The sequence below is a fragment of the Spiroplasma diminutum CUAS-1 genome (assembly GCF_000439455.1).
Taxonomy (GTDB): domain Bacteria; phylum Bacillota_I; class Bacilli_A; order Mycoplasmatales; family Mycoplasmataceae; genus Spiroplasma_A; species Spiroplasma_A diminutum.
Genome location: NC_021833.1, coordinates 333,241 through 355,439, shown reverse-complemented (window position 1 = coordinate 355,439; position 22,199 = coordinate 333,241). Strand labels below are relative to the sequence as shown.

At 24.9% G+C, this 22,199-nt stretch carries 16 protein-coding genes; 2 read left to right on the top strand and 14 right to left on the bottom strand.

Features of this window, described 5'->3' with window-relative positions:
• Positions 1 to 55 precede the first annotated feature (55 nt).
• Positions 56 to 2,506 (top strand): hypothetical protein, encoded by a 2,451-nt coding sequence (locus SDIMI_RS01680; RefSeq protein WP_020836257.1) that lies wholly within the window; start codon positions 56 to 58, stop codon positions 2,504 to 2,506.
• A gap of 116 nt (positions 2,507 to 2,622) precedes the next feature.
• Positions 2,623 to 5,160, top strand: a complete 2,538-nt coding sequence (locus tag SDIMI_RS01675) for a Vmc-like lipoprotein signal peptide domain-containing protein (protein ID WP_020836256.1) — start codon at positions 2,623 to 2,625, stop codon at positions 5,158 to 5,160.
• A gap of 29 nt (positions 5,161 to 5,189) precedes the next feature.
• Here the strand turns inward: SDIMI_RS01675 and SDIMI_RS01670 are convergent, their stop codons facing one another.
• From SDIMI_RS01670 to efp, 14 genes are all read right to left on the bottom strand, one after another.
• Positions 5,190 to 5,969, bottom strand: coding sequence for a hypothetical protein (locus SDIMI_RS01670; protein ID WP_020836255.1), 780 nt, complete (start codon positions 5,967 to 5,969; stop codon positions 5,190 to 5,192).
• Between the two features lie 29 nt (positions 5,970 to 5,998).
• Entirely contained in the window at positions 5,999 to 7,249 is a 1,251-nt protein-coding gene (locus SDIMI_RS01665) for a replication-associated recombination protein A (protein ID WP_020836254.1), read from the bottom strand.
• 56 nt (positions 7,250 to 7,305) lie between these two features.
• Complete coding sequence (locus SDIMI_RS01660) at positions 7,306 to 9,183, bottom strand: ABC transporter ATP-binding protein (protein WP_020836253.1); 1,878 nt, start codon at positions 9,181 to 9,183, stop codon at positions 7,306 to 7,308.
• A gap of 87 nt (positions 9,184 to 9,270) precedes the next feature.
• The gene (gene lon, locus SDIMI_RS01655) at positions 9,271 to 11,646 is read right to left on the bottom strand and encodes an endopeptidase La (protein ID WP_020836252.1); all 2,376 of its coding nucleotides are present in this window, start codon (positions 11,644 to 11,646) and stop codon (positions 9,271 to 9,273) included.
• 98 nt (positions 11,647 to 11,744) lie between these two features.
• A complete protein-coding gene (tig, locus tag SDIMI_RS01650) occupies positions 11,745 to 13,034 on the bottom strand; it encodes a trigger factor (protein ID WP_020836251.1) in 1,290 nt (429 codons plus the stop codon).
• Positions 13,035 to 13,082: 48 nt separating this feature from the next.
• Positions 13,083 to 13,715, bottom strand: coding sequence for a hypothetical protein (locus SDIMI_RS01645; RefSeq protein ID WP_020836250.1), 633 nt, complete (start codon positions 13,713 to 13,715; stop codon positions 13,083 to 13,085).
• Positions 13,716 to 13,753: 38 nt separating this feature from the next.
• On the bottom strand, positions 13,754 to 15,091 hold the full coding sequence (locus SDIMI_RS01640; RefSeq protein ID WP_236608365.1) for a hypothetical protein: 1,338 nt from the start codon (positions 15,089 to 15,091) through the stop codon (positions 13,754 to 13,756).
• A 94-nt stretch (positions 15,092 to 15,185) separates the two neighbouring features.
• Entirely contained in the window at positions 15,186 to 16,142 is a 957-nt protein-coding gene (locus SDIMI_RS01635; protein ID WP_020836248.1) for a hypothetical protein, read from the bottom strand.
• Between the two features lie 23 nt (positions 16,143 to 16,165).
• Positions 16,166 to 17,422 (bottom strand): hypothetical protein, encoded by a 1,257-nt coding sequence (locus SDIMI_RS04605; RefSeq protein ID WP_020836247.1) that lies wholly within the window; start codon positions 17,420 to 17,422, stop codon positions 16,166 to 16,168.
• A gap of 16 nt (positions 17,423 to 17,438) precedes the next feature.
• Complete coding sequence (locus tag SDIMI_RS01625; protein WP_020836246.1) at positions 17,439 to 18,446, bottom strand: hypothetical protein; 1,008 nt, start codon at positions 18,444 to 18,446, stop codon at positions 17,439 to 17,441.
• A gap of 70 nt (positions 18,447 to 18,516) precedes the next feature.
• Positions 18,517 to 20,427, bottom strand: a complete 1,911-nt coding sequence (locus tag SDIMI_RS01620) for a hypothetical protein (RefSeq protein WP_020836245.1) — start codon at positions 20,425 to 20,427, stop codon at positions 18,517 to 18,519.
• 198 nt (positions 20,428 to 20,625) lie between these two features.
• The gene (gene msrA, locus SDIMI_RS01615; RefSeq protein ID WP_020836244.1) at positions 20,626 to 21,117 is read right to left on the bottom strand and encodes a peptide-methionine (S)-S-oxide reductase MsrA; all 492 of its coding nucleotides are present in this window, start codon (positions 21,115 to 21,117) and stop codon (positions 20,626 to 20,628) included.
• A gap of 167 nt (positions 21,118 to 21,284) precedes the next feature.
• Positions 21,285 to 21,575 (bottom strand): MMB_0454 family protein, encoded by a 291-nt coding sequence (locus SDIMI_RS01610; RefSeq protein ID WP_020836243.1) that lies wholly within the window; start codon positions 21,573 to 21,575, stop codon positions 21,285 to 21,287.
• Between the two features lie 28 nt (positions 21,576 to 21,603).
• Positions 21,604 to 22,161, bottom strand: coding sequence for an elongation factor P (gene efp / locus SDIMI_RS01605; RefSeq protein WP_020836242.1), 558 nt, complete (start codon positions 22,159 to 22,161; stop codon positions 21,604 to 21,606).
• Positions 22,162 to 22,199 lie beyond the last annotated feature (38 nt).

The window sequence follows — 22,199 nt, the reverse complement described above, 5'->3', positions numbered from 1 at the left end:
TACCAAAATATTTTATCATAAATAAAAAATATAATTATGAATATCGGGGGATAAAATGAAAAAACTAATTATATTGTTAGGAGCTATTAGTATAGGTACTTCTACTTTATCTGTTGCTTCATGTAGTATGGTTAATTCTACAAAGCAATCAGTTAAAAATAAAGTAGATAATCTAGTTAAAATATCTTCAACTCTAATGAGAGGAACAGTAATACAAAATGCTAGTCAAAATTTAAAAAATCAATTTGCTTATGATAGTAATTTTTTAAATACTCTTATAAGCAATTCAAAGGCAAATGATTTATTGCCAAGCTTTAAAACAGATAATCAAACTACTTTAAAACAACTAAATGACTCATATTTTAATAATCAAGATTTGAGTAGAAGTAAAATTAATGAAAAAAATGAAAATTTTTTAACAGAAAATGTAAAAAAACCCACAAGTTCTACAGATGAATTTTCTTCAACTTTTGTAGTTGCAGCTAGTGCTATTAAATCGAATGGTGGGATTCATCCAAGCATTTCAGGTTTATTACAAGGAATATTGCCTAGTTTAAATTTAAGTGATGATTTAATAGAATCATTGAGTTCACAAAATTTAATGTCTATCGCTCAAATGATTGAGAAAATAAGTAAACCCTTATCTCATACTTTAGCAGCATTACAAGAATCAAATGCTTTTTATGCTGTTTTAAAGAACTTTTTTAATTCAGATTTTGAAAATTCTGTAAAAGAAAAAAATAACACAAATATTTTTAAATGAGTGAATCAATTTTTAGAAGAAATCGATTTATCAGGTTTTGCAGATATTTTTGATAATTTAATAAATTCTATATTGTCTCAAGATATGCAGTCTGAGCAATTAACTGGAGAAATGATATTAAATGCATCACTAAATAAAATAAGCAATATTTTTGCAAGAATGAGTGAACAAAGTAATAAAATAGTTGATAAAAATAAAATATATTCTTTAGATAAGAATTTTGATAAAACTTTAGGTTCAATAATTGGAGAATTTTTTAAAAAACTTAATCCAAATTTAAATGATTTTAATATCAATTCATTATTAAATCTATTTATAAAAGAACCTGAAAATATAGTTGATCTTTTATTTGTAATTTCATCCCTATTAAAACATATATCATCAGTTGATTTTTCAATATTTACACCAGAAAATGATGAATATTTATTTGATAATAATAAAAACAATAATCAATTTTTAGAAGAAAATGCTAAATTAACTCTTAAACAAAATCCTTATAGTACTAAAAGAATATTAAAAAATTTATCAACTATTACTAACGCTAAAGAGGATTTTAAAGGTAAACAACTGCAAAAAATGTTTTATCTTTTATTTAATTCTGGAGAAAAAGTTACAAATATTGAAGAAAATATAACTTCATTTTCACTTATTTCAAAATTAAGTTCTATACCCCTTTTACAAAATAAAAAAAACAACTACTCATCAGTACTATATGGATTGGGAAATGGTCTTGCTGTTTGACAAGGATGAAGTTTTGCAGGAATTGGTCCTGATCAAGTAGGAAATGCTTTACGTTGAGTATTAGGTGATGGACTTGGTTTTAACTCTGATTTTAGTGGATTAAATAAAGTACTAGATATTTTAAAAGGATTTGGAGTTGAAATTAACTTTAAAGTAAGTGCTTCATCTACTCAACATTTAAAACATTTATTTAGTGCTTTATGAGATGAAGATTCAACACTATTAAAAGATATTACAGGAAAACAAATAAGTTTATATTCACTTTTTACAAATGAAATAGTAACTGGTATGACTATATCTGATATATTTGATTTAGTTTATAAAAACATTGAATCAAATGAATCTAATAAAAGGAATACAAAAAGTAATATCACTGAAAGAAAAGCTGAAAAATTAGCAAATGGTTTAGATATACTTTCAAAAGCTTTAATAAATGAAAACTATGAACTATGATTTAAAAAAGGAAATAAATTTAATAAATTTGAAGAGCATAGTAACAATGGTAAATATACCGCTCTTCAAACGATGATAATTGCATCAAAAAAAGGTGGATTATATTTAAAAATAAATGACTCTGCAATTAATGAGAATATTAAAGGTGCTAAAGCAGCTATGTATGCTTTAGGAACTGATTATGATTCTGATGGAAATCAAATTAATAGTTCTTTTAGGTCTGATTCTTTTTTAGAAGCATTAGAAAGTATTGTAGATGACCCAATAACAAATAATATATTAGATGACTTACTTAATGGATTTTCTGATATAAGAAAAATAAACGATAATATTTCAAATACCATTTACAAGAAGTTAATCAAAGATAATAACTTTACAACTAAAAAAATTAATTATGAAAATATTGATAATAATAATTTAGATCAATCAATAAAATATCAAATAATTTATAAAGACCCCTTCCAAAATAAAATTTTTGAATATGAAGTTAATTTATTATTAAAAGTAAATGAAACTTCATGACAAATAAATACAATTAAAAGGATTTAAATGCTAGTAAAAACTAGCATTTTTATTTAAAATTTTTTTATAAAATGTTTTCATTTCCTAAAAAAATTTTATTTTTCATTATATAATAAAGAATAATAAAAGGAGTAGTCGGGAAAATGAAAAAGTTAATTTCTCTTTTAGGAGTAGTTGCTATAACTGCTTCAACTGCAAGTGTTGCCAGTTGTAGTACAGTAAATAATGTTAAAACATCTATAAAAAATAAAATTTCAAATTTAACTCAGGTTTCATCTGCTTTATTAAGGGGAGCAATGATTCAAAATGCAACTCAAGATTTAAATAAAGGATATGCATATGATGCAGAATACTTTAATAATTTAATTGATTCATCAAAAGCAAATGATTTATTACCAAGTTTTAAAACTGATAATCAAACAACTATTGGTCTATTGGGAGATAATTATTTTGGAAAAAATGCTTCAAGTTATACTAGAAGTTCTATAAATGAACTAAATAATAGAACAAATCCAAGTTATTCAAATACCTTATTTTTATCAAATAAAGTAATTTCACCAAATACTTCTATTGATAACATATCAGGAATTATAACTTTAATTATAAGTGCTATTAAATCAAATGGTGGAATTCATCCAAGTATCTCAGGTTTATTGCAAGGACTTCTTCCTCAATTACCATTAAATGAAAATTCAATTGAATCAGTTAGTGCAGAATCAATGAAATCAGTATCTGATATTTTAAATAATTTTTCTGATACTATTGCTATATTAATTAAAATATTAGCTAATTCAAAAATAACTTATAATGCAATATCAAATTTACTTAATGCTAATTTTTTAAATGCTTTTAAACAAAGTGATCTAACAACAATTATTGAAGGAATTTTAAAAACTCTACTAAATGTTGATTATTCATTCATATGAAAAGATGGAGTATTAACTTATTTTATTGATACATTAATAAACTCAATTTTAACAATGGACAATATTGAAAATTTGACTAATAAAATGATAATGAATGCAACTGTAAAAAGAATAAATAACATTTTTGCATCTTTAGCAGGAGAAACAGAAAGTATAATTAAAGATAAATCTTTACTATATACAGATATTGATTATGATTTTGAAAAAAGTATGGGAAATGTAATGGCTAAATTCTTTGAAAATATGGATGATTTAAATACATCAAATATTGCTTCATTAATTCCTGATATTTTATTTGTAATTTCAGGAATATTGCAAAGAATTACAAGTATTGATTTTTCATTAGATCAACCAACAAAACATAATGACTTATACTCATATAAGGGTGAAGTTGGTAAAAAAGAAAAACCTAATCTTAAATTTTTAAAGGAATTAGGCGAAAAGGATTTTGCAAATTCAAAATTTAAAACAAAAAGATTAATAAAAAATTTATCAATTGCTTTTGATACTAAAAATAATACTGATGGTTTACAACTCGCTAAATTAATTGGTTTATTATTTCAAACAGCAAGTTCAACAAGTATTGATTTTAATAATCCTTTTGGAATTCCTGCAGTTGTTTGAACTACAAAATTAGGAAAAATATTTATCGATATTTCTGGAGATTATAAATTCAGAGAAGGTTTATCTCCAATAATTTACGCTTTAGGTAGTGGTTTAGGCCAATGACAAAATATTACAATCAAAATTCCTATTGTTGGCGATATAGGACCTGATCAAATAGGAAATCTACTGAGAGGATCAATTGATATGGTCGTAGAAGGACGCTCAATTAATGGATTAAATGCTCTATTTAATTATTTAAGCCCTTTTGGTCTAAAAATAGATCTTAGATTTTCTGATGAATCTATTAATATAATGAAGAACTCTTGAACAGCTCTTTGAAGTAAGGATTCAGGATTTTTAAAAGAAATTACTAAAGGAACTGAAAATATCTCTCTTGAAACAATATTAAGTGGATCAGTATATAATGGCAAAACAATATCGGAAGTTTTAAACTTTATATACAATGCTATTAATTCTTCAACACTTAACACAAAAAGAGTAAAAGAACTTGAAGAATCTTCAAAAGGAATTTCATCAGGACTTAAAAATATAGCTTCATCATTAATTGATGAAAAATATTCAATATATTCTTCAGGTGATAAAGATTATTTAGTAGGAAATTTAACAGAAAAAACAGAAAACAAATATACTGCAATTCAAACATTAATGATTACTGCAAGTAAACCAGGTTTATATCTTGGTATTAAAGATTCTGATACTGAAATTAAAAATTCAAATGTTAAAGGTGCTAAAGCAGCTATGTATGCTTTAGGAACTGATTTTGATGAAAATGGAAAGCAAAATAACTTAGCATTTAGAGATAATTCATTGTTATTAGGACTTGAAAGTATTGTTGATGATACTTCAGTTAATAGCTTACTTGACCAAATAATGAACGGATTTAGTGATGTAAATAAAGTTAAAAATGACTTATCTACAACAATTTACAAACCTTTAATTCAATCAAATAACTTTAAAACTAAGGTAAACAGTTATTATGGAATTGATGATGGATATAAAGAAGCAGGTATAACTTATACAACTACTTTCATTGATCCAAAAAGCAAAAAGCAATTTAACTATGAAATTAAATTGCTTCTAGAAGCTAATGCAACTGAATGACAAATTTATTCAATTAAAAGAAAATAAAATTCGCTATAAAGCGAATTTTTTTGTTATTAAGCAATAAATATTATCATAAGTATTGTTCCTAAACCTATTACTGGTAATAAAAATCAAAGTAATCATGTTTTTGATTTTCATTTTTCAGCATATGTTCCCTTTTTGTCTTTTTTTTGCTTAACTTTTTTTGGAGGAACTACTTTAATTTCAACAACTTTATCTTTAGCTTCAGGAGGAGCTTTTCTTCATTGGTCAAATTCTTTCATAGGTTTGATTTCTTCATGTTTTTTTTCAAATTTATGAGGAACTACTTCTTTTGCTTTTTCTAAATTTTCGTCAATTACTTGTTCTCTTTCATTTTCTGCTAATAATGGATTATCAGAATCTGGAAGAATTTCAATTTTTCCATTAGTTCTTCCACTTAGAGTATCTACAAAATGTTGTGCAACATCTTTATTTGGAGTTCCAAATGTAACTCCATTTCCAAAACTATCGTTTTGAAGTGAAACATAATGTAATCCTCCACTATTTTTTGAGAATTGTAATTGAATTTTTTGAAGTGAATATGAATCGAACGGAAGATATCTTATTTGAGTACTCAAATCATTGTCTAAAATTTCTAATGTAAAAGTTCTTTTATCTGTAATGAAAACAATTCCAACCATTTTATCTTCATATCTTTTAAAACTTGCTCAAAGAGCTGAAAGTACTGTTTCATCATCATCAAAATAAGTTTCAGTGTGCTGTCACACTCTCTGTAAGATGTTTTTATAAGCTGGCATTCAAATATAGCCTTGACTTGCAAGTTCTTCTTTAATTTGCATATTTGTTTTCATATTTAAATACCCCCTTTTAATTACTTATATTATTTTAACTTATTTTTCTTTGTAAACTTTATATAGATTTCCATTAACTTTTTCTCATAACTACTGTGTGGTTTAAATTGAAAATAAGTTATATCTTTTATATCATCTGGTAAATATTGTTGATCAACTCAATCATTTTCATAATCATGAGCATATTTATAACCAATTCCATGACCTAATTTATGAGCACTTTTATAGTGATTATCTCTTAAATATGGAGGAATTGAAGGAGCAAGTCCATTTTGTACATCTTCAAGTGCTTTTTCTAATGCCATATATGAAGAATTTGATTTCTCACTTAAAGCCATTTCAATAACAGCAAGTCCTAAAATAATTCTTCCTTCAGGCATACCAATTTGTCTAAATGTTTGACAAGCTTGAAAGACTCTAACTGGAATTGCAGGATTTGCAAGTCCAATATCTTCATAGGCCATAATAGTCATTCTTCGCATTAAAACTTCATAATCTCCAATTTGCATCAATCTTGCTCAATAATGAAGTGCTGCATCAACATCACTTCCCCTAATTGATTTTTGAAATGCAGATTTAAGATCATGATATTCATCGCCTTCTCCAGTTCCTTTAGTAACTGCTTGATCAAAAATTGCTCTTATAATTTCATTATTAATTTTCTCTTTCGAATAAAGTTGGATTAATAATTCAACTGAATTCAGTGCAACTCTCAGGTCTCCATTTGAAAGTTCACATAAATTTTCAAATGCATTATCTTCTATATTTAGATTAATATCATTATTCTTTAAAACTCTATTTAAGCCCTCTTTCATTTCATCAAGTGAAATTTCTTGTAATTTTAAAATAGTACATCTACTTCTAATAGCTGGATTTATTACAAAATAAGGATTTTCAGTTGTTGTTAAAAATACAATTACCTTTTTGGATTCAATATATTCTAGTAAATAATCTTGAATATTTCTATTCATTCTATGAATTTCATCAATTATTAATATTAACTGTTCTTCATGATTTGATGATTCAATAAGTTTTTGTAATTTATCCTTTTTATCATTTGATGCATTAAAAAATTCATATTTCGCCCCAAGATCATTTGCAATTGATATTGCCATTGATGTTTTTCCAACTCCTGGAGGACCATAAAAAATTAAATTAGCTAAAAACTTATTCTCTACCATTTTAGTAATTAATCCATATTTATTATTTATTAAATGCGATTGACCAATAATATTTTTTAAAGTAGTTGGTCTTAATAAGAAACTTAAAGGTTTGTTCATATTTTTAACTCCTAATTGAATAATAGCATAAAAAAACTAACCTTTTGGTTAGTTTATTAAGCATTTCCAGCATCATGTAAATCTTTAAATTTACCTGGTACTTTAATTAACTCCTGATATGTTCCTTCTTGAACAATTCCCTTACCTGGAGCTAAAACAAATATTTTATCAACATCTTTAATAGTGCTTAATCTATGCGCAATAATAACTGATGTTTTATCTTGCATAAGTTGATTTAATTGAGATTGAATTTCTTTTTCAACTATATTATCTAAAGCACTTGTAGCTTCATCTAAAATTAATAACTCAGGGTTTCTTAATAAAATTCTTGCAATTACAAGTCTTTGTTTTTGACCACCACTTAGTAATAATCCTCGTTCTCCTAAAACTGTTTGATATCCATAAGGTCAACTGTTAATAATTTGATCAATTTGTGCTTTTCTACAAGCTTCATGAACTTCTTCTTCTGTTGCTTGAAAGAAACCATATCTAACATTATCATAAACATCTCCAAATATTATTGAAGGTTCTTGTTCAACATAACCAACATGACTTAAATAACTTTTTAAATTAAAGTCTTTTACATTTTTATCATTTATTAAAACACAACCTTCTGTTGGATCATAAAATCTTAATAATAATTTAGAAATAGTTGATTTACCACTTCCTGTTTCACCAACAAAAGCATATGATTTTCCCTTTTCTAAAATAATATCTAAATTAGGAACAATATTTACTTCGGGTTTTTCAGGATAATTAAATTTAACTTGTCTAAATTCAATTTTTGCAATATTTTCATCAAATAAAATTCCATTTTTATCATTATCATTTAATATTGGTTCTTTTTCAATTACTTCATAAATTTGAGTAGATGAAGCAGATGCTCTTGATAACCCTGGAATAATAGCTGCAATTTGTCATAATGGTCTTGTTAAACCAACCATTGCAGAAATAAATGCAGGTAATATAGAAGTTAGCATTTCTGGATTATTATCACTGTAGAATTCAATTGCAATTGTAATCATAATTAAATTAATAATTACATCTGACGCAATAAGGATTGCTAATAATGTTCCATCAATTCTAGAAATTGGTTTAAAAGCTTTTATATAAGGTTTATGCAGTTCTTCTAATCTTGATTCTTCATATTTTCTTGTTCCAGTTGCTTTTACTAATTTAATAGCTCCAATTCTGTCAACAACATCACCATTGATATCTGATATAACTTCTCTTACAATTTTCACTTTTTTTTGATATCTTAAAGAAAATAAAATTACTATTGCTGTTAAAGCATAAACAGATAAACTAGCAACTAGTGCTAATTGTGCATGAATTATAAACAACATTACAGTTCCCATTATTATTACGAGTGGAGCTTGTATTACTCATGCTATCATTCCAGAAATTTCATTTCCAATTACGTTAGTATCACCAACTAATTTAGTCATTAATTTTCCAATTTTTTTATCTGAATAATAGCTTATATCTTGTTCTAATAATCTTCTAATTGTTAAATTTCTTAATTCAACTTCAATATTTACAGCTAACATTATTGAACATGAGTTTCTAATAAATGTACAAAAGTATAATAATACTAAATCAGCTGCAGTAATTGCCATTCATCACTGTCAAGTTAAATTTCATACTGTACCACTTTCATTTTTTGGACTTGCAGCTTCTAATACATTTTTTAAAAATAATGTATTTAAACTTACTAAAAAGGCACTAAATGTAACTACACAAACAACACTTAAAAATAGTAATCTATATTTTCAACCATAAATCAAAACAATTCAAGAGAATTTTAGTTTATGTTTTTTTTGTACTAAATTATATATCTTGTCATCTGGACTATATTTTTTAGGTATTTCTTTATTACTTACTACATTAACATCTCCAAGTGGATTGTTTGTAGCACTAAATGATTGATCCATTCTTCTCTCCCCTTTTTTAACTCTATTTGTTGATATATATTATCATAAAAAAATAAAAAACAACTTATTTAAAGTTGTTTTTTATTATTAATGAGTTTTTTTATTTTCTTCATTAGTTGAGTTTGATATTGGAAGTTCTCTTATTAAATCATTTAGTTTTATACCAAATACATTTTCATAAACTTCTGAATATTGTTGAACTGGAACTACTTCTAATTCTTTTCTAACTTCTTCAGGAATATCTTCAATATCTTTTTGATTTTTAAATGGTATTAAGATTTTTTTCAATCCACTTCTATGAGCAGAAATTGATTTTTCTCTTAATCCACCAATTGGAAATACTAATCCCCTTAAAGTAATTTCACCTGTCATACCAATTTCTTTTGGAACAGGTTTATTTGTTAAAGCTGAAACTATTGCTGTAGTAATCGTTACACCAGCACTAGGTCCATCTTTGGGAACTGCTCCTTCAGGAACGTGGATATGAATATCATTTTCATTAAACACTTCTTTTGGTATTCCAAATGTTTTATAATTTGATTTAACAAAGTCATATGCAATTGTTGCTGATTCTTTCATAACATCTCCAAGTTTACCAGTTAATACTAAACCACCTTTACCTGGGAAATGATTTACCTCAATTGGTAAAATATCTCCACCAAATTGAGTATATGCAAGTCCTGTAACAACACCAACTTGTGCTTCATTTTCTTTTTCAGTATGTTCAAAGATACGTTTTTTTAAGAATTCATTAACAACATTTGAAGTTACTGTTAAAGTTTCCATTTCTTTGTTTAACATTCTTACAACAAATTTTCTAACAATTGATGCAATTCATCTTTCTAATTGTCTTACACCAGCTTCTCTTGTGTAGTGTTTGATAATTTCGTTGATTGCTTCTTTAGTAAATATTACTTGTTCTTTTGAAACTGCATGATCATCTAATACTTTTGGTATTAAGTATTCTTCTGCTATTTTCATTTTTTCAATTTCAGTATAACTTGATAATTCAATAATTTCCATTCTATCATATAAAGCTTCAGGAATATTTTCTGGATAGTTTGCTGTTGCAATAAATACAACATCACTTAAATCATATTCTTCTTCTAAATAGTGATCTGAAAATTTTGAGTTTTGTTCGGGATCTAGAACCTCTAACATTGCAGATGCTGGATCTCCTCTATAGTCACTTGCCATTTTATCAATTTCATCAAGTAAGAAAACAGGGTTTTTAACTCCAGCTTTTTTCATTCCTTGAATTACTCTACCTGGCATTGCACCAATATATGTTTTTCTATGACCTCTAATTTCTGATTCATCTTTTACACCACCAAGAGCCATTTTTACAAATTCTCTTCCCATTGATTCAGCAATTGATTTTGCTAAACTAGTTTTTCCAACTCCAGGAGGACCTACTAATGTAATAATTTGTCCTTTTACTTTGTTAGTATTTTGTTTAACAGCTAAATACTCAATAATTCTTTCTTTAACTTTTTCTAAACCATAGTGATGTTTATCTAAAATTTCTTTTGCAAATTTTAAATCAGTTTTTTCTTCAGTTTGTTGTCATCATGGTGTTTGCATCATTCAATCAATATATGTTCTTGTAATGTTAGCTTCAGATGATGCAGCTGGCATTCCTTCACATTTATCAATTTCTGATAAAATTCTTTTTTTAATATTTTCTGGGAATGGTTCAGTTTCAAGGCGTTTTTTATATTTCGCCAAGTCATCTCCTTCTCCATCCATATCGCCTAATTCTTCTTTAATAGCTTTTAATTTTTCTCTTAAATAAAACTCTCTTTGTTGTTCGTCTACTCTTGATTTAATTTTTTTGCTAATAGAAGATTCAATGTCAGCTGATTGACGTTTTTCATCTAAAAAGTCATTTATTATTTCAATTCTTTTTACTGGATCTAATTCCTCTAACATTGCTTGTTTTTTATCGATAGGCATGAAAGGCATTAAGTTTGCTGCACTATCTACAATAAAGTTTGAATCTACATCACTTGGAGCAGATTTTATAATTTCTTCTACTTCTGATGGGAATTCATCTTGTGAACTTATCATTGCTTTAATATATTTTGTAATTTTATCTAATGCTTCTTTTTCTGAGCTTCTTAGGCTATCTTTTACTTCATAATTTGCAATATAAAATTCGTTTAATTCAATATCTTTTAGTTCCGCACGAGATATTGATTTTATATTTACAGTTAATGTACCATCTTTTCATTCTTTTTTAATTTTTACTTCAGCTAAAACACCAAATGTATATAAATCTTCGATTTTTGGATTATCTTCTAAAGGTTTCTTTTGTGAAACCATTAAAATTTTTCCTTCATATTTTTCTACTGCTTCTTTAACTGCAAGTGTAGTTTTATCTCTTCCAATTTCTAATACTTGATCAAAAGTTGGATATATATAACTTCCACGAGTAATTAACATAGGTAATTTTTTATTCATAATATTCCTCCTTAGGTACAAAATTATGATATCACATTATTTAGCACTTGCAAGTGTTAAGTGCTAAATAAATAAAAAAAATACAATTTTATTGTATTTTATCCATTATTTTCATATAAGAAATCAACAATTTTTTCTCTAATTATTTCTTCTTTAACTTGTGGTTCTGGTAATAGAGAGTTTTTGATGAAATCAGTTTCAACTCCAAAAGTTTTTGCTAATGTTTCATATTTTGCTTCCATTTCTTCTTTTGAAACTTCAAATTTCTCAGTATTTCTTACTTGATCAGTAATTAAGTAACTTTCAATACGTTTTTTTGCATCATCAAATAATTCATTTCTAATATCTTGATCACTTAAACCTGTTTGTTTTTTGTAATCTTTCATTGTAATTTTTTGACTTTGAACTTTTGCTTCAAATTCTCTATATAGTGTTTCAATTTCTTTATTGATTGCTGATTTAGGAATTTCAATTTGAGATTTTTCTCTAATTAAGTCAATTACTTTATTAACAAAAATATTCTTTGTTTGTGAGTTTTTTTGATCTTTAATTTGTTTTTTTAAGCTATCTTCTAATTCTTTAAAAGTAGTTATTTTTGGTAAATTTAGATCTTTTACTAACTCATCATCTTTTGCTGGTAAAATTCTTTCTTTTATTTCTTTAATATTTAGTTTGAATTCTGCATCTTTTCCTTTTAACTCTTCAGTGTAGTCTTCTGGGAATTTTACATTAATTGAAGATTCACCTAAAGTTTTTCCAATCATTTGATCTTCAAATCCAGGAATCATTTGTCCACTTCCAATAACCAATTTGAAATCAAGACCTTTTCCACCTTTAAATGCAACTCCATCAACAAACCCTTCAAAGTCAAAAGTAACTGAATCACCTTTTGCGATTTTACCACTTTCATCTTTATTTTTTTCCATTACAAATCTTTCTCTGTATTGATCTACAGCTTTATCTAATTCCTCTTTAGTAACTTTTATTTCTTCTTTTACTAAATCTTTATCTTTTAATCCTTTGTAAGTTCCAATTTTAATTTCAGGTTTTAAGTCAAAAATAAAGTGTAATTCACATTCTTTTTCACTTATTTTTACTGGTGTTGGAACTGGTGAAGTAAATGGCTCAATATCAGATTTTTGTTCTCTTGCAAATTCTCATGCTTTTTCCATAACTGATTGAACAGCTGCGTTTAGATATTTAACTGGTGTTAAATATTGTTCAATTTTTTCTTTTGGTGCTTTACCTTTTCTAAAACCAGGTATTTCAATTGTTGCTGCAGTTTTATTTTTACCTTTTTTAACAGCTTCTTCTCATTCTTTACCATCTATTGTAACTATTCATGATCCTTGACCTTTTTCGGCAAGTTTTTTTGCACTAAATTTCATATAAATTTCTCCTCTTTTATACATAACATTTTTAATTATAACAAATATTTATCTATTGTTAAGTATTTTAATGTCTAACATGCTTCTTAAATTAATTAAATTTGTATCAAAAATATACATTTTTTCTTTTAATGTTTCATATTCTACTGAATTATCTAATGTTTTTTCAATAGAACCAAATGCCTTAACAAGTGAAGGTATCAAATCTTCAATATTTTGACAAACTTTATGTAGTTCTAAGTATGATATTTTATAATCAGGATTTATATTAATCTCTATTAATATAATCGACGATTCAATATAAAATTCTAATTTATTTATAAAATAAATTAATTTTGATATCATATCTTCTTCCATAATACTAATAATTTTTTTAGATTCATAATTTAAATCAATATATTCAATATAATTTGTTTTATTTAATTTATTCAAATTGGTTTCAGTTATTTTTAGATCTTCTATAAGGTCTCTAATACCCTTTTTAAATAATTTTGGAATTGATTTCATTTTATTAATATCTTCGAAATATTTAAAATAATTTACACTAATGTTTAATTCATTATCTATTTTTTCTCAATGATTAAATAAGCAGCATCAGCAGTCAAAATCATTTTTACATCTACATTCTACTACTGCACACGTACAGTTATTTTTTACCTTTTGACATTCACAACAATTCATATTTTATCCTCCAATGAAAAAATCGTTATAAAAACGATTTAGAAATGTTCAATATCACTTATTTTTTTTATAAACTCAATTGTTTTTAATAAATCACCTTTTGATTCACTTATTAATGTAGAATCCAATTCAATTAGTGCATCACAAATTCTTGTCATATTTTCAAAATCCAATAGTGCATCTGCTAATTTAATATTAAATCCATCCAAAATTTCATTTGGATGAGATAATAGCGAATCAGATATTCCAGCTTCATGATATTTTATAAGCTTATCAATTTGATCAAAATATGAATCTAAAATGATTTGATTATATAGTTCATCTCCAATTTTATTTTTATACTTATTAAGTAAAATTTTTAATAAATAAATTCGGTTTCTATTTAATCTTTTTGAAGACATTGAAATTAAATTTCCAATTTTTTCTTTTGATTGAGTTAAAGCAATATAAATATTTCTAAATATTTCTTTGTCTCTTTTAATATTTCACCCACCATTACTTCTGATCATTTCTGCTTTAGCTCCTCAAACACTTGTAGTTTGAGAAGTAATTATGTTGCTTAAAATGTTTGCAAAAAATATTCTAATATTTAATTCTAAGCAAAATTCAAAATCCCATAATTCTGAATTATCTGGAAGTTTTTGAAGTTGAGACATAATTTCATCATAATTCACATATGACTCTAGTTTATTTTCCTTCATAAATTCTAATCCATTTATACTTATTTTAGCTCTTTGATAATGTTTAGTATTTTCAGGTGTTGGAGCAATTGTCCCATTATCATAATCATAAATAAACTTTTTAAATTCTTTAAGACTTTCAATTAATATATTATATTTTGAATAATAAGAATTTTCTTCATTATTATTCAAATTAGTCATAATATAAACTAATTTTTCTTTTAGATCTTTATCTTGTTTTAGATTTTTTGCATGAATTCAAGCTAAAAATCTATATTCAATAATTTTAATTGTTTTTTCTCAATCGATTAATTCTTTATCAATTACAAAAGTATTTTCCAATGCTATATCATATATTTTATTTAATTCTTCAACAACATAAGTATGCTCTAAAAATAAATTTTCATTTGTAGTTATTAAGCAATTTTTTAAAAATTGTTCTTTTAGTTCATTTAAATCAGAATCTGAGATAAAATTTCAATTAAAATTCTCAAAACATACATTAACTTCATTTTCAGTATAAATTTTCTTTTTTATTGAATATCTATAAAATTCTTTAAAATTTAAAGCTATTTGTTTTTGCTTTTCATTATCATTTAAAAAATTATCACTTAGCAAGGATAATGTTTTTCCGATTATTTTATAAACTAGATTAATAGCATCACTTGCAGTATATAACACAAAAAAATCCTCCATATATTTATTATTATATATTTTTATCTTTCTAATAGTAATCAATAAGAAAATTAAATTAATATTAAAAATAAAAAAGAGCTATAAAATAGCTCTATTAGGCATTATTTTGTTCTTTAAATGTTATTACAAGTTGTTTTATTGAATTAATTTTATCTTGCTCAACACTATTTAAGTGTTTTTCAAGTTTATCAACTGTTTCTTGAATATTACCTTTAAAGGGAATGTTATATTTTTTAGATAGATTAAGAATTTTATTTCTCATCATATTCTTTTTAATAATTTCTTCTGGTAAAAATAAAGATAAAGGATCTTTATTTGTTGAATAATCTATTTTTCATTCTGGACCTTTTTGTTTTAATTCTTTATTAAATTCTTCATGAATTATTTCAGAATAATCATCTGCTTCTTGTGCAACTTGTTCAAATGCAAATAATATATTACTTTTTGGATCATTTGCTATATTTATATTGAACTTTTTATATTTATCTTGTTTTAATTCAGTAATAATAACATTTGGAATTATATATTCTGTTAAATAACTTATCATTATATTTCTTAATTTTGAAATAAATTTAAAGTAATACTTATAGAAAAAATATTCAGGTGCTTGGGTAATCTTAGGAATTTCATTAAAAGAAGTAGTTAATAAAATTTTATATTTATTTCATCAAATATTTTCAAGGCAATTTGAATAAAATTCTAATTTTTCAATAGTCTTTTTAGCTGATTTAATATCCATAATATCTGATAGAAAAATTTTTGTTCTTATAAATTTTGAATTTAAAAAGCCCTTTGAAAAATTTTCTTCATAATTAAAGTATTTTATACTAAAATCATAATCTTGAACTTCCATTCATTTTTTTTCAAAATTACCATCTTTTGAAACTCATCATTTCTCTTTATTATGTTCTTCATTTATGAAAAATGGTTCGTTTGTAACCTTTTTTAAAGGTTTTTTTTGATTTTTCACTTTTAAAATACTATAAAGCAATATTGTCAATACAATTGCTAATAATAAAAGTGATCCTGAAATGATAATTATGTATTTCATATTTTAATTCACGCTTTCTTTAATTATGATTGTTTATCTTTTGATTCTTTTTTAACTTTTTTAAGTTCTTTTGATTTAGTATTCTTTTTTAATTTTTTATCTTTATTTTCTTTTTGTTCAATTGCAAGTGCTTGAATTTGATTTGTAGTAAATAATGATTTAAGTTTATTTCATACACCTTTATTAGCTTCTAATCTCATTCTTTTTCTTAATATTGACTTTTGTTTTTTTGGATGAATATTTAATCATATTGAAATATTTGAAGTTCCAACACGTTTTTTTAAGTTATATCAAAAACTAAAATATTTATTTTTTGGATCATTTATTTCCTCTATTAAAAAGACTTTACCTAAAATAGTAAATGATTTTTGAACCTCATTTGTTCTATCAAAACTTGGCTTTTTATCGTGTTCAACAGTTTCTTCTTTGATCAAACTAATTGATTTTCTTTCATCTATTGTTTCTTGTCTTGTTTTACCATAAAGCTCTTTTCAAAGTTTTTCTTTTTCTGCTTGTTCTTTTTCATAATTTTTTTTATCTTCATTTTCTTTTATTTTTACTACATTTTCTTTTTTGACAGACAATGATTTAGAAATAACTTTCTTTTGAGTCTCTTTTTTCTGAACTTCTTTTTTCTTTTCTAATTCTTTTTTTTCAAGTTCTTTTTTCTTTTCTAATTCCTTTTTTTCAAGCTCTTTTTTCTTCTCTTTTTGAATTCTTAGTGCTTCTGCCCTTTTAGCGTCTCTTGCTGCCTTTTCTTCTCTTTGTTTTGCTTCTAAAAGCATTTTATCTATTGATGATACTTTATTTTCTTTAGGTTTTTTTTCTTCTTTATTTACAACAGCTTTTTTAGGTTCTTTAACTTTAACAGTATTATCTATTGGAGATGGCATTTTAACAGTTTCTTGCATTATTGAATAATTATTATTGCTATTTTCTTTAATTTGAGCAGGTCTTTTTAAATATAATTGAAATTTTTTAATATCTTCTTGTCTTCTTAAAAAATCCTCTTGTTTAAAGTTTCAAAAATTTGTATTAGATCCTTCACGATGATTGTTAACCTCATTTGATAAAGTTTCTTTTTCTAATTGTACTAAGTAATTAATATATTCTATTAATTGATCACGAAAATCAATATCATATTGTTCATATTCTTGAGCAAATAAAATAATTGTTTTACTGTTTAATCTCTTTTCCATTAAATTTTTAACTCTTAATTTTACTTTTGCTGAAAGCAAGTCAAAATTAATTTCTGATATTTCATTATTTTTTTTAGCCATATTTTTTTCCTCATCTCTATTTTTTTTCAAATGCTATTGAAGGCATCTTACTTATATCCACTGAGTTTGATATTTGAGAGTTTTGTTTCTTTGTTCTACTTAATTTTGCATTTTTACTACTATTTAAAATTCTACTATAAATACTAGATATATCATCTGTATTTGATAGTTTTTCATTATTCTTTTCAATTTCTTTTCTTATTTTTTCTGCATCCTGAAGAAATTTTTTTGCCTTTTGATCAATTGTTTTCAAATCCAATTTTTCTTGATTTGATTCTATATTAAATTCATTAGTTTCTCCTTTTTCTGATTCTTCTTCTTCTTTAACTTTATACGAATCTAATGGAGAGGTAAATACTCTTTTATTTTCACTTTCATATAAATCCTTTGCAAAATAATTTTCTTCTTTTAAAACTGGAATTTCTTCAAGAATATTTGAAATTCTTTTATTATTTGTAACTGAATTTGTTTTGAAAGATATTTTATTTGAGTTAGAGGTATCAAAAAGTGATTTTAATTCAGTATAATTTTGATTTGTATCTTTTATATTTTCTTTGGAATTTTTCACTTTTAATTTCTTTACTAAATCTTCTGAAAATAAATTTGCAGCTTGCTTATTAAGTTTTTCGAAATCTTCAAATTGGAAAATAGTTTTATTAGTTCCTTTTTTTGAAGCTATTCTTTTCTTTTCTAATTCTAGTTCATAATCAAGTTTCTTTTTATTTATATAGCCCTTTTTTCTTTGTTCTAAAATTGAAAATTTTTCATTAATGACTTCTGATTTATTTCTAATTTTTTCAATATGCTTGTTTCTGTTATCTATTTTATTAGTATCATTCTTATTACTATTTCTATTTTGCATTTTTTGTACTGCTGCATGTAATTCTGGTGTATCACTCATTGTTTTTAAAGAAGAAGATCCAATATTTCCTGAAAGTGAATTAATTGTATTAATACCTAATTTAGCCTCTTCTAAAAATTTTATATTAATAGCTTTTTTAACATTTTTCTTATTCTTTATCATAAAATACACCTCTCTTTTCGATTTTGTACAAAAAATGAGCAAGTTTAAATTAATTCTTGCCCATATTTAATTATTTAATATTTTTAACGAACTTTCTACTAATTTTATCAACTCTATCTTTACGTTTTTGTTCTTCTAGTTGTTGTAACATTTCTGCTTTTTGTTCAATTGCTTCATAATTTGGAGCAATTGATTTTGCAGTTTTTAATGATTTATCAAATAATTGATCATCATGTACTTTTGTAAAGTATGCTTTCATTTTTAATTCTGTTCGTTTAATAAGTTCTTGTTCATGTCTAATTTGAGCATCAATTGTAGCAATTTCAGTTCTATACTTAGCATCTCTTTCAAAACGTCTTTCACGTTCTAATCTTAAAACTGTAGCAACACGTTTTTCTTCAGTTCTTTTTAATTGACGTTCTTTCATTAATTCAATTAATTTTTGACGTTCTTGCATTCTTCTTAATCTTTCAGCTTTTTCAATTGCTTTTAGATTAAATTCTTCACGTTTTTTAAGTCTTTTTAGTTCACGAGCTTCTGCTAATCTTCTTGCACGAGAAATAATATAACTATTTGCTCGTTCAATTTTCATCATATTAATTCTATGACGACGCTCATTTCTTAATTCTCTTAAGAATTCTATTTTTTGAGTCATTTCATCAAGAGCTTTTTCTTCTCTTTGATGTGCAACCATTAAGTCATGCATAACTGGTCTTTTTGCAGCATCATAGTTCATTGGATAATATCCAACTGGTTTTTCTTCATGATATGGTTTTGTTTTTAAAGTGTTTGTTTCATAAACAATTTTTCCTGATAAATCAGTTTTCTCAGGATTTAAAGCAATTTCAAAACCTTCTTTTGATATTATATTTCTTTTTTCTGGAACAATAGCCTCATCTTTTTGGTTATATTCTCTTTGTGCATGACGTTCATTTATAACAACGTTTGAATTACCAATTGTTTCTTCTGCTAAATGTTGTTGGAAGAAATCAGTTCCTAATTCAAGAGCTGCAAAATTATCTTCTTCTTGAGAAGATTGATCTTCATCTATTTGAATATTATTTAATCTATTAAACTCTTCTCTTGACATATTTTCTCTTGCTACATATCCAAGAGTTTCATTATTTTGAGAATTAATTTCTTCTGATATAACTTCTTCTGATTTAATCTCTTCTGGTTTATTTTGTTCCATTTTAACTTCTTCTGTTACAACTTCATCTGCTATAACATTATTATTTGAATTTTTATTACCTTCATTAATAAAGTCTAATAAATTAGGATCACGTAAAGCTTGTGAAGTCATTAATTCAGTCTCTTCATCAAATGAAAGATTTGCTTTTGTAATGCTTTCTTGAGGTACTTCTGTTTTTTGAGCAACACCAAAACCATTTTTTAAAATGCTTTCTGGTTCTCCAATACCTTTTTCTTCTGCTGCACTTAATAAATTTTCAATTTCATAAATATTTTGACCTGTTCTTGGAACAGCTGTAAAGTTAAATTGTTCAGTTTTAATTTCTGTTGTATAACCAGCTCTTAAAAGAATTTCTTCTTTAGTATTTCTTGTAGAAGAAATAACACCAGGAGATAATTTTGACATTAAATCTTTTCTCTTTTGATCTGGAGACATAGCAACTGGTTTAACATCCAGTCTTTCTTTTCAACCTGAAATACCATTATCTTTTCTTTTATTACCATTTGCATAGTTTTCTCAAAAGTGTTTAAATATTCTATTAAATTCACCTTCTCATAAATCAATTAAGTTTGGTTTTCTTGGATCGCTTTTTGGTAATGAATCAATTCTTTCATAAGATGAAATTAATTTTTTATAACTATCATCTGTTTGTAAATTATATTTGTTTATTAAAGCTAATGATTTAGGACCAAATTTTTGATTTACATATTCAATTGTTCCAGGTTTACTATTCATTAATTTTGAACTTGTTGAAGTTGATTTCTTTTGTGTTGTTTTAGCAGCTGCCATACCTAATTCCTCCATTTAAATACAAAAATATTATACACTATTTTAACCTATTTTTGAAGCATAATGTTGCCTCCTCAACAATAATCAAAGAATTTTATTAACTAAATTATATCATAAAAAATGGTTTTAAAATTTGGTTAGTTAAAGTAAACTAACTCTTTAAAAATAAAAAACAAAGCATTTTTAAGGCTTTGTTTTTTAATCTTCTTGATATGCTAATGATAAGTCAATATGACAATATCCTAATGGATTTTTTTCAAGATAACTTTGATGATATTCTTCTGCATCAAAGAAATTTCTAACCTGTTGATTTTCTACAACAATTTTTTGATCACTTTTGCTTTGTTTTTCATTTAAAAATTCTTGAATTATTAAAGAATCATCTTTATTTTCTCAATAAATACCAACTCTATATTGAGTTCCAATATCATTTCCTTGTTTATTTAATGAATAAGGATTAATAATTTTAAAGTACTTTTCTAATACTTTTTCTAAGGTGATTTGATTTTCATCATATTCTAATAATATTGCTTCTGCATGATTAGTTTTACCACTACAAACTTGTTCATAAGTTGGATTTTCAATATCACCTTGACAATAGCCAACTCTTGTATTTACTATACCTTCAATTAAATCGAAATATGCTTGAACTCCTCAAAAGCAACCACCTGCTAAATAAATTGATTTCATTTTTTCATCTCCTTACATTAATAATATTCCTTTTTTATTAATATCCATAAAAATTAAAGATCAAAAGACTATTTATTCAATAAAAAAAAAAAAAAAAATCAAAATAAACTTTATAATTCAAATCATAATACAATTTTTATTAAGTTTATTTAAGATTTTCTTTTAATTTATTTTATAAATGCAAATGCAATATTTTTAGGTCTAATTCTTAATGTTTTATAAATTGAATCATTTATAATAGATGTTACTTTAAGACCATCCATTAAAAATAAACCCTTTTCAATTATATAAATTCTTATAACAATAAATAAATTAGTTTCTTGATGAATACTTACACTAGCTTTAACTTTTCTAAATCCTGTTGCATTTGAAGAAAAATCAAATTCTATTATTTTACTTAAAATTTTTTCATCAATATCTAAATTTCCTCTAGAGTTACGTTCTATAGAAATGTACATAAATAAATACCTCTATTCTATTTACTAATTAGTTTGCTCTTCCAGCATATTTACCATCAGTAGTATTAATTAAAACTTTTTCGCCCTCTTTAATAAATAAAGGAACTGTAATTTCTAATCCTGTTTCAACTTTTGCTTTCTTTTGAGCACCACTAGTTGTGTCACCTTTAACAGCAGGTTCTGCTTCAACGATTGTTAATTCAATTTTTTCAGGAATTGTAATACCCAAAATTTCTCCATCATATTCGGTCATTTTTACCATAATACCATCTGTTATGAATTTTAATTCTCATTCAAGTTTAGATGAAGCAATTTCTACTTGTTCATAAGTTTCTGTATTCATTAATACACAATTTACTCCATCATTATAAAGAAATTGCATATCTTTCTTTTCGATTAAAGCTTTATCAACTTTTTCTCCACCTGTAAATGTTATTTCAACTCTAGCACCAGTTCTTAAGTTTTTAACTTTAACTGTTACTTTTCCTTGTTGTCTTCCTGTTTTAGAAAATGAATTTTCTAAAACAACAAAAATATTTCCATCATATAAGAATGTACTTCCAGCTCTTAAATCGTTTACTGACATAAATTAATCTCCCTTTAATATTTCTAAATAAATTATAT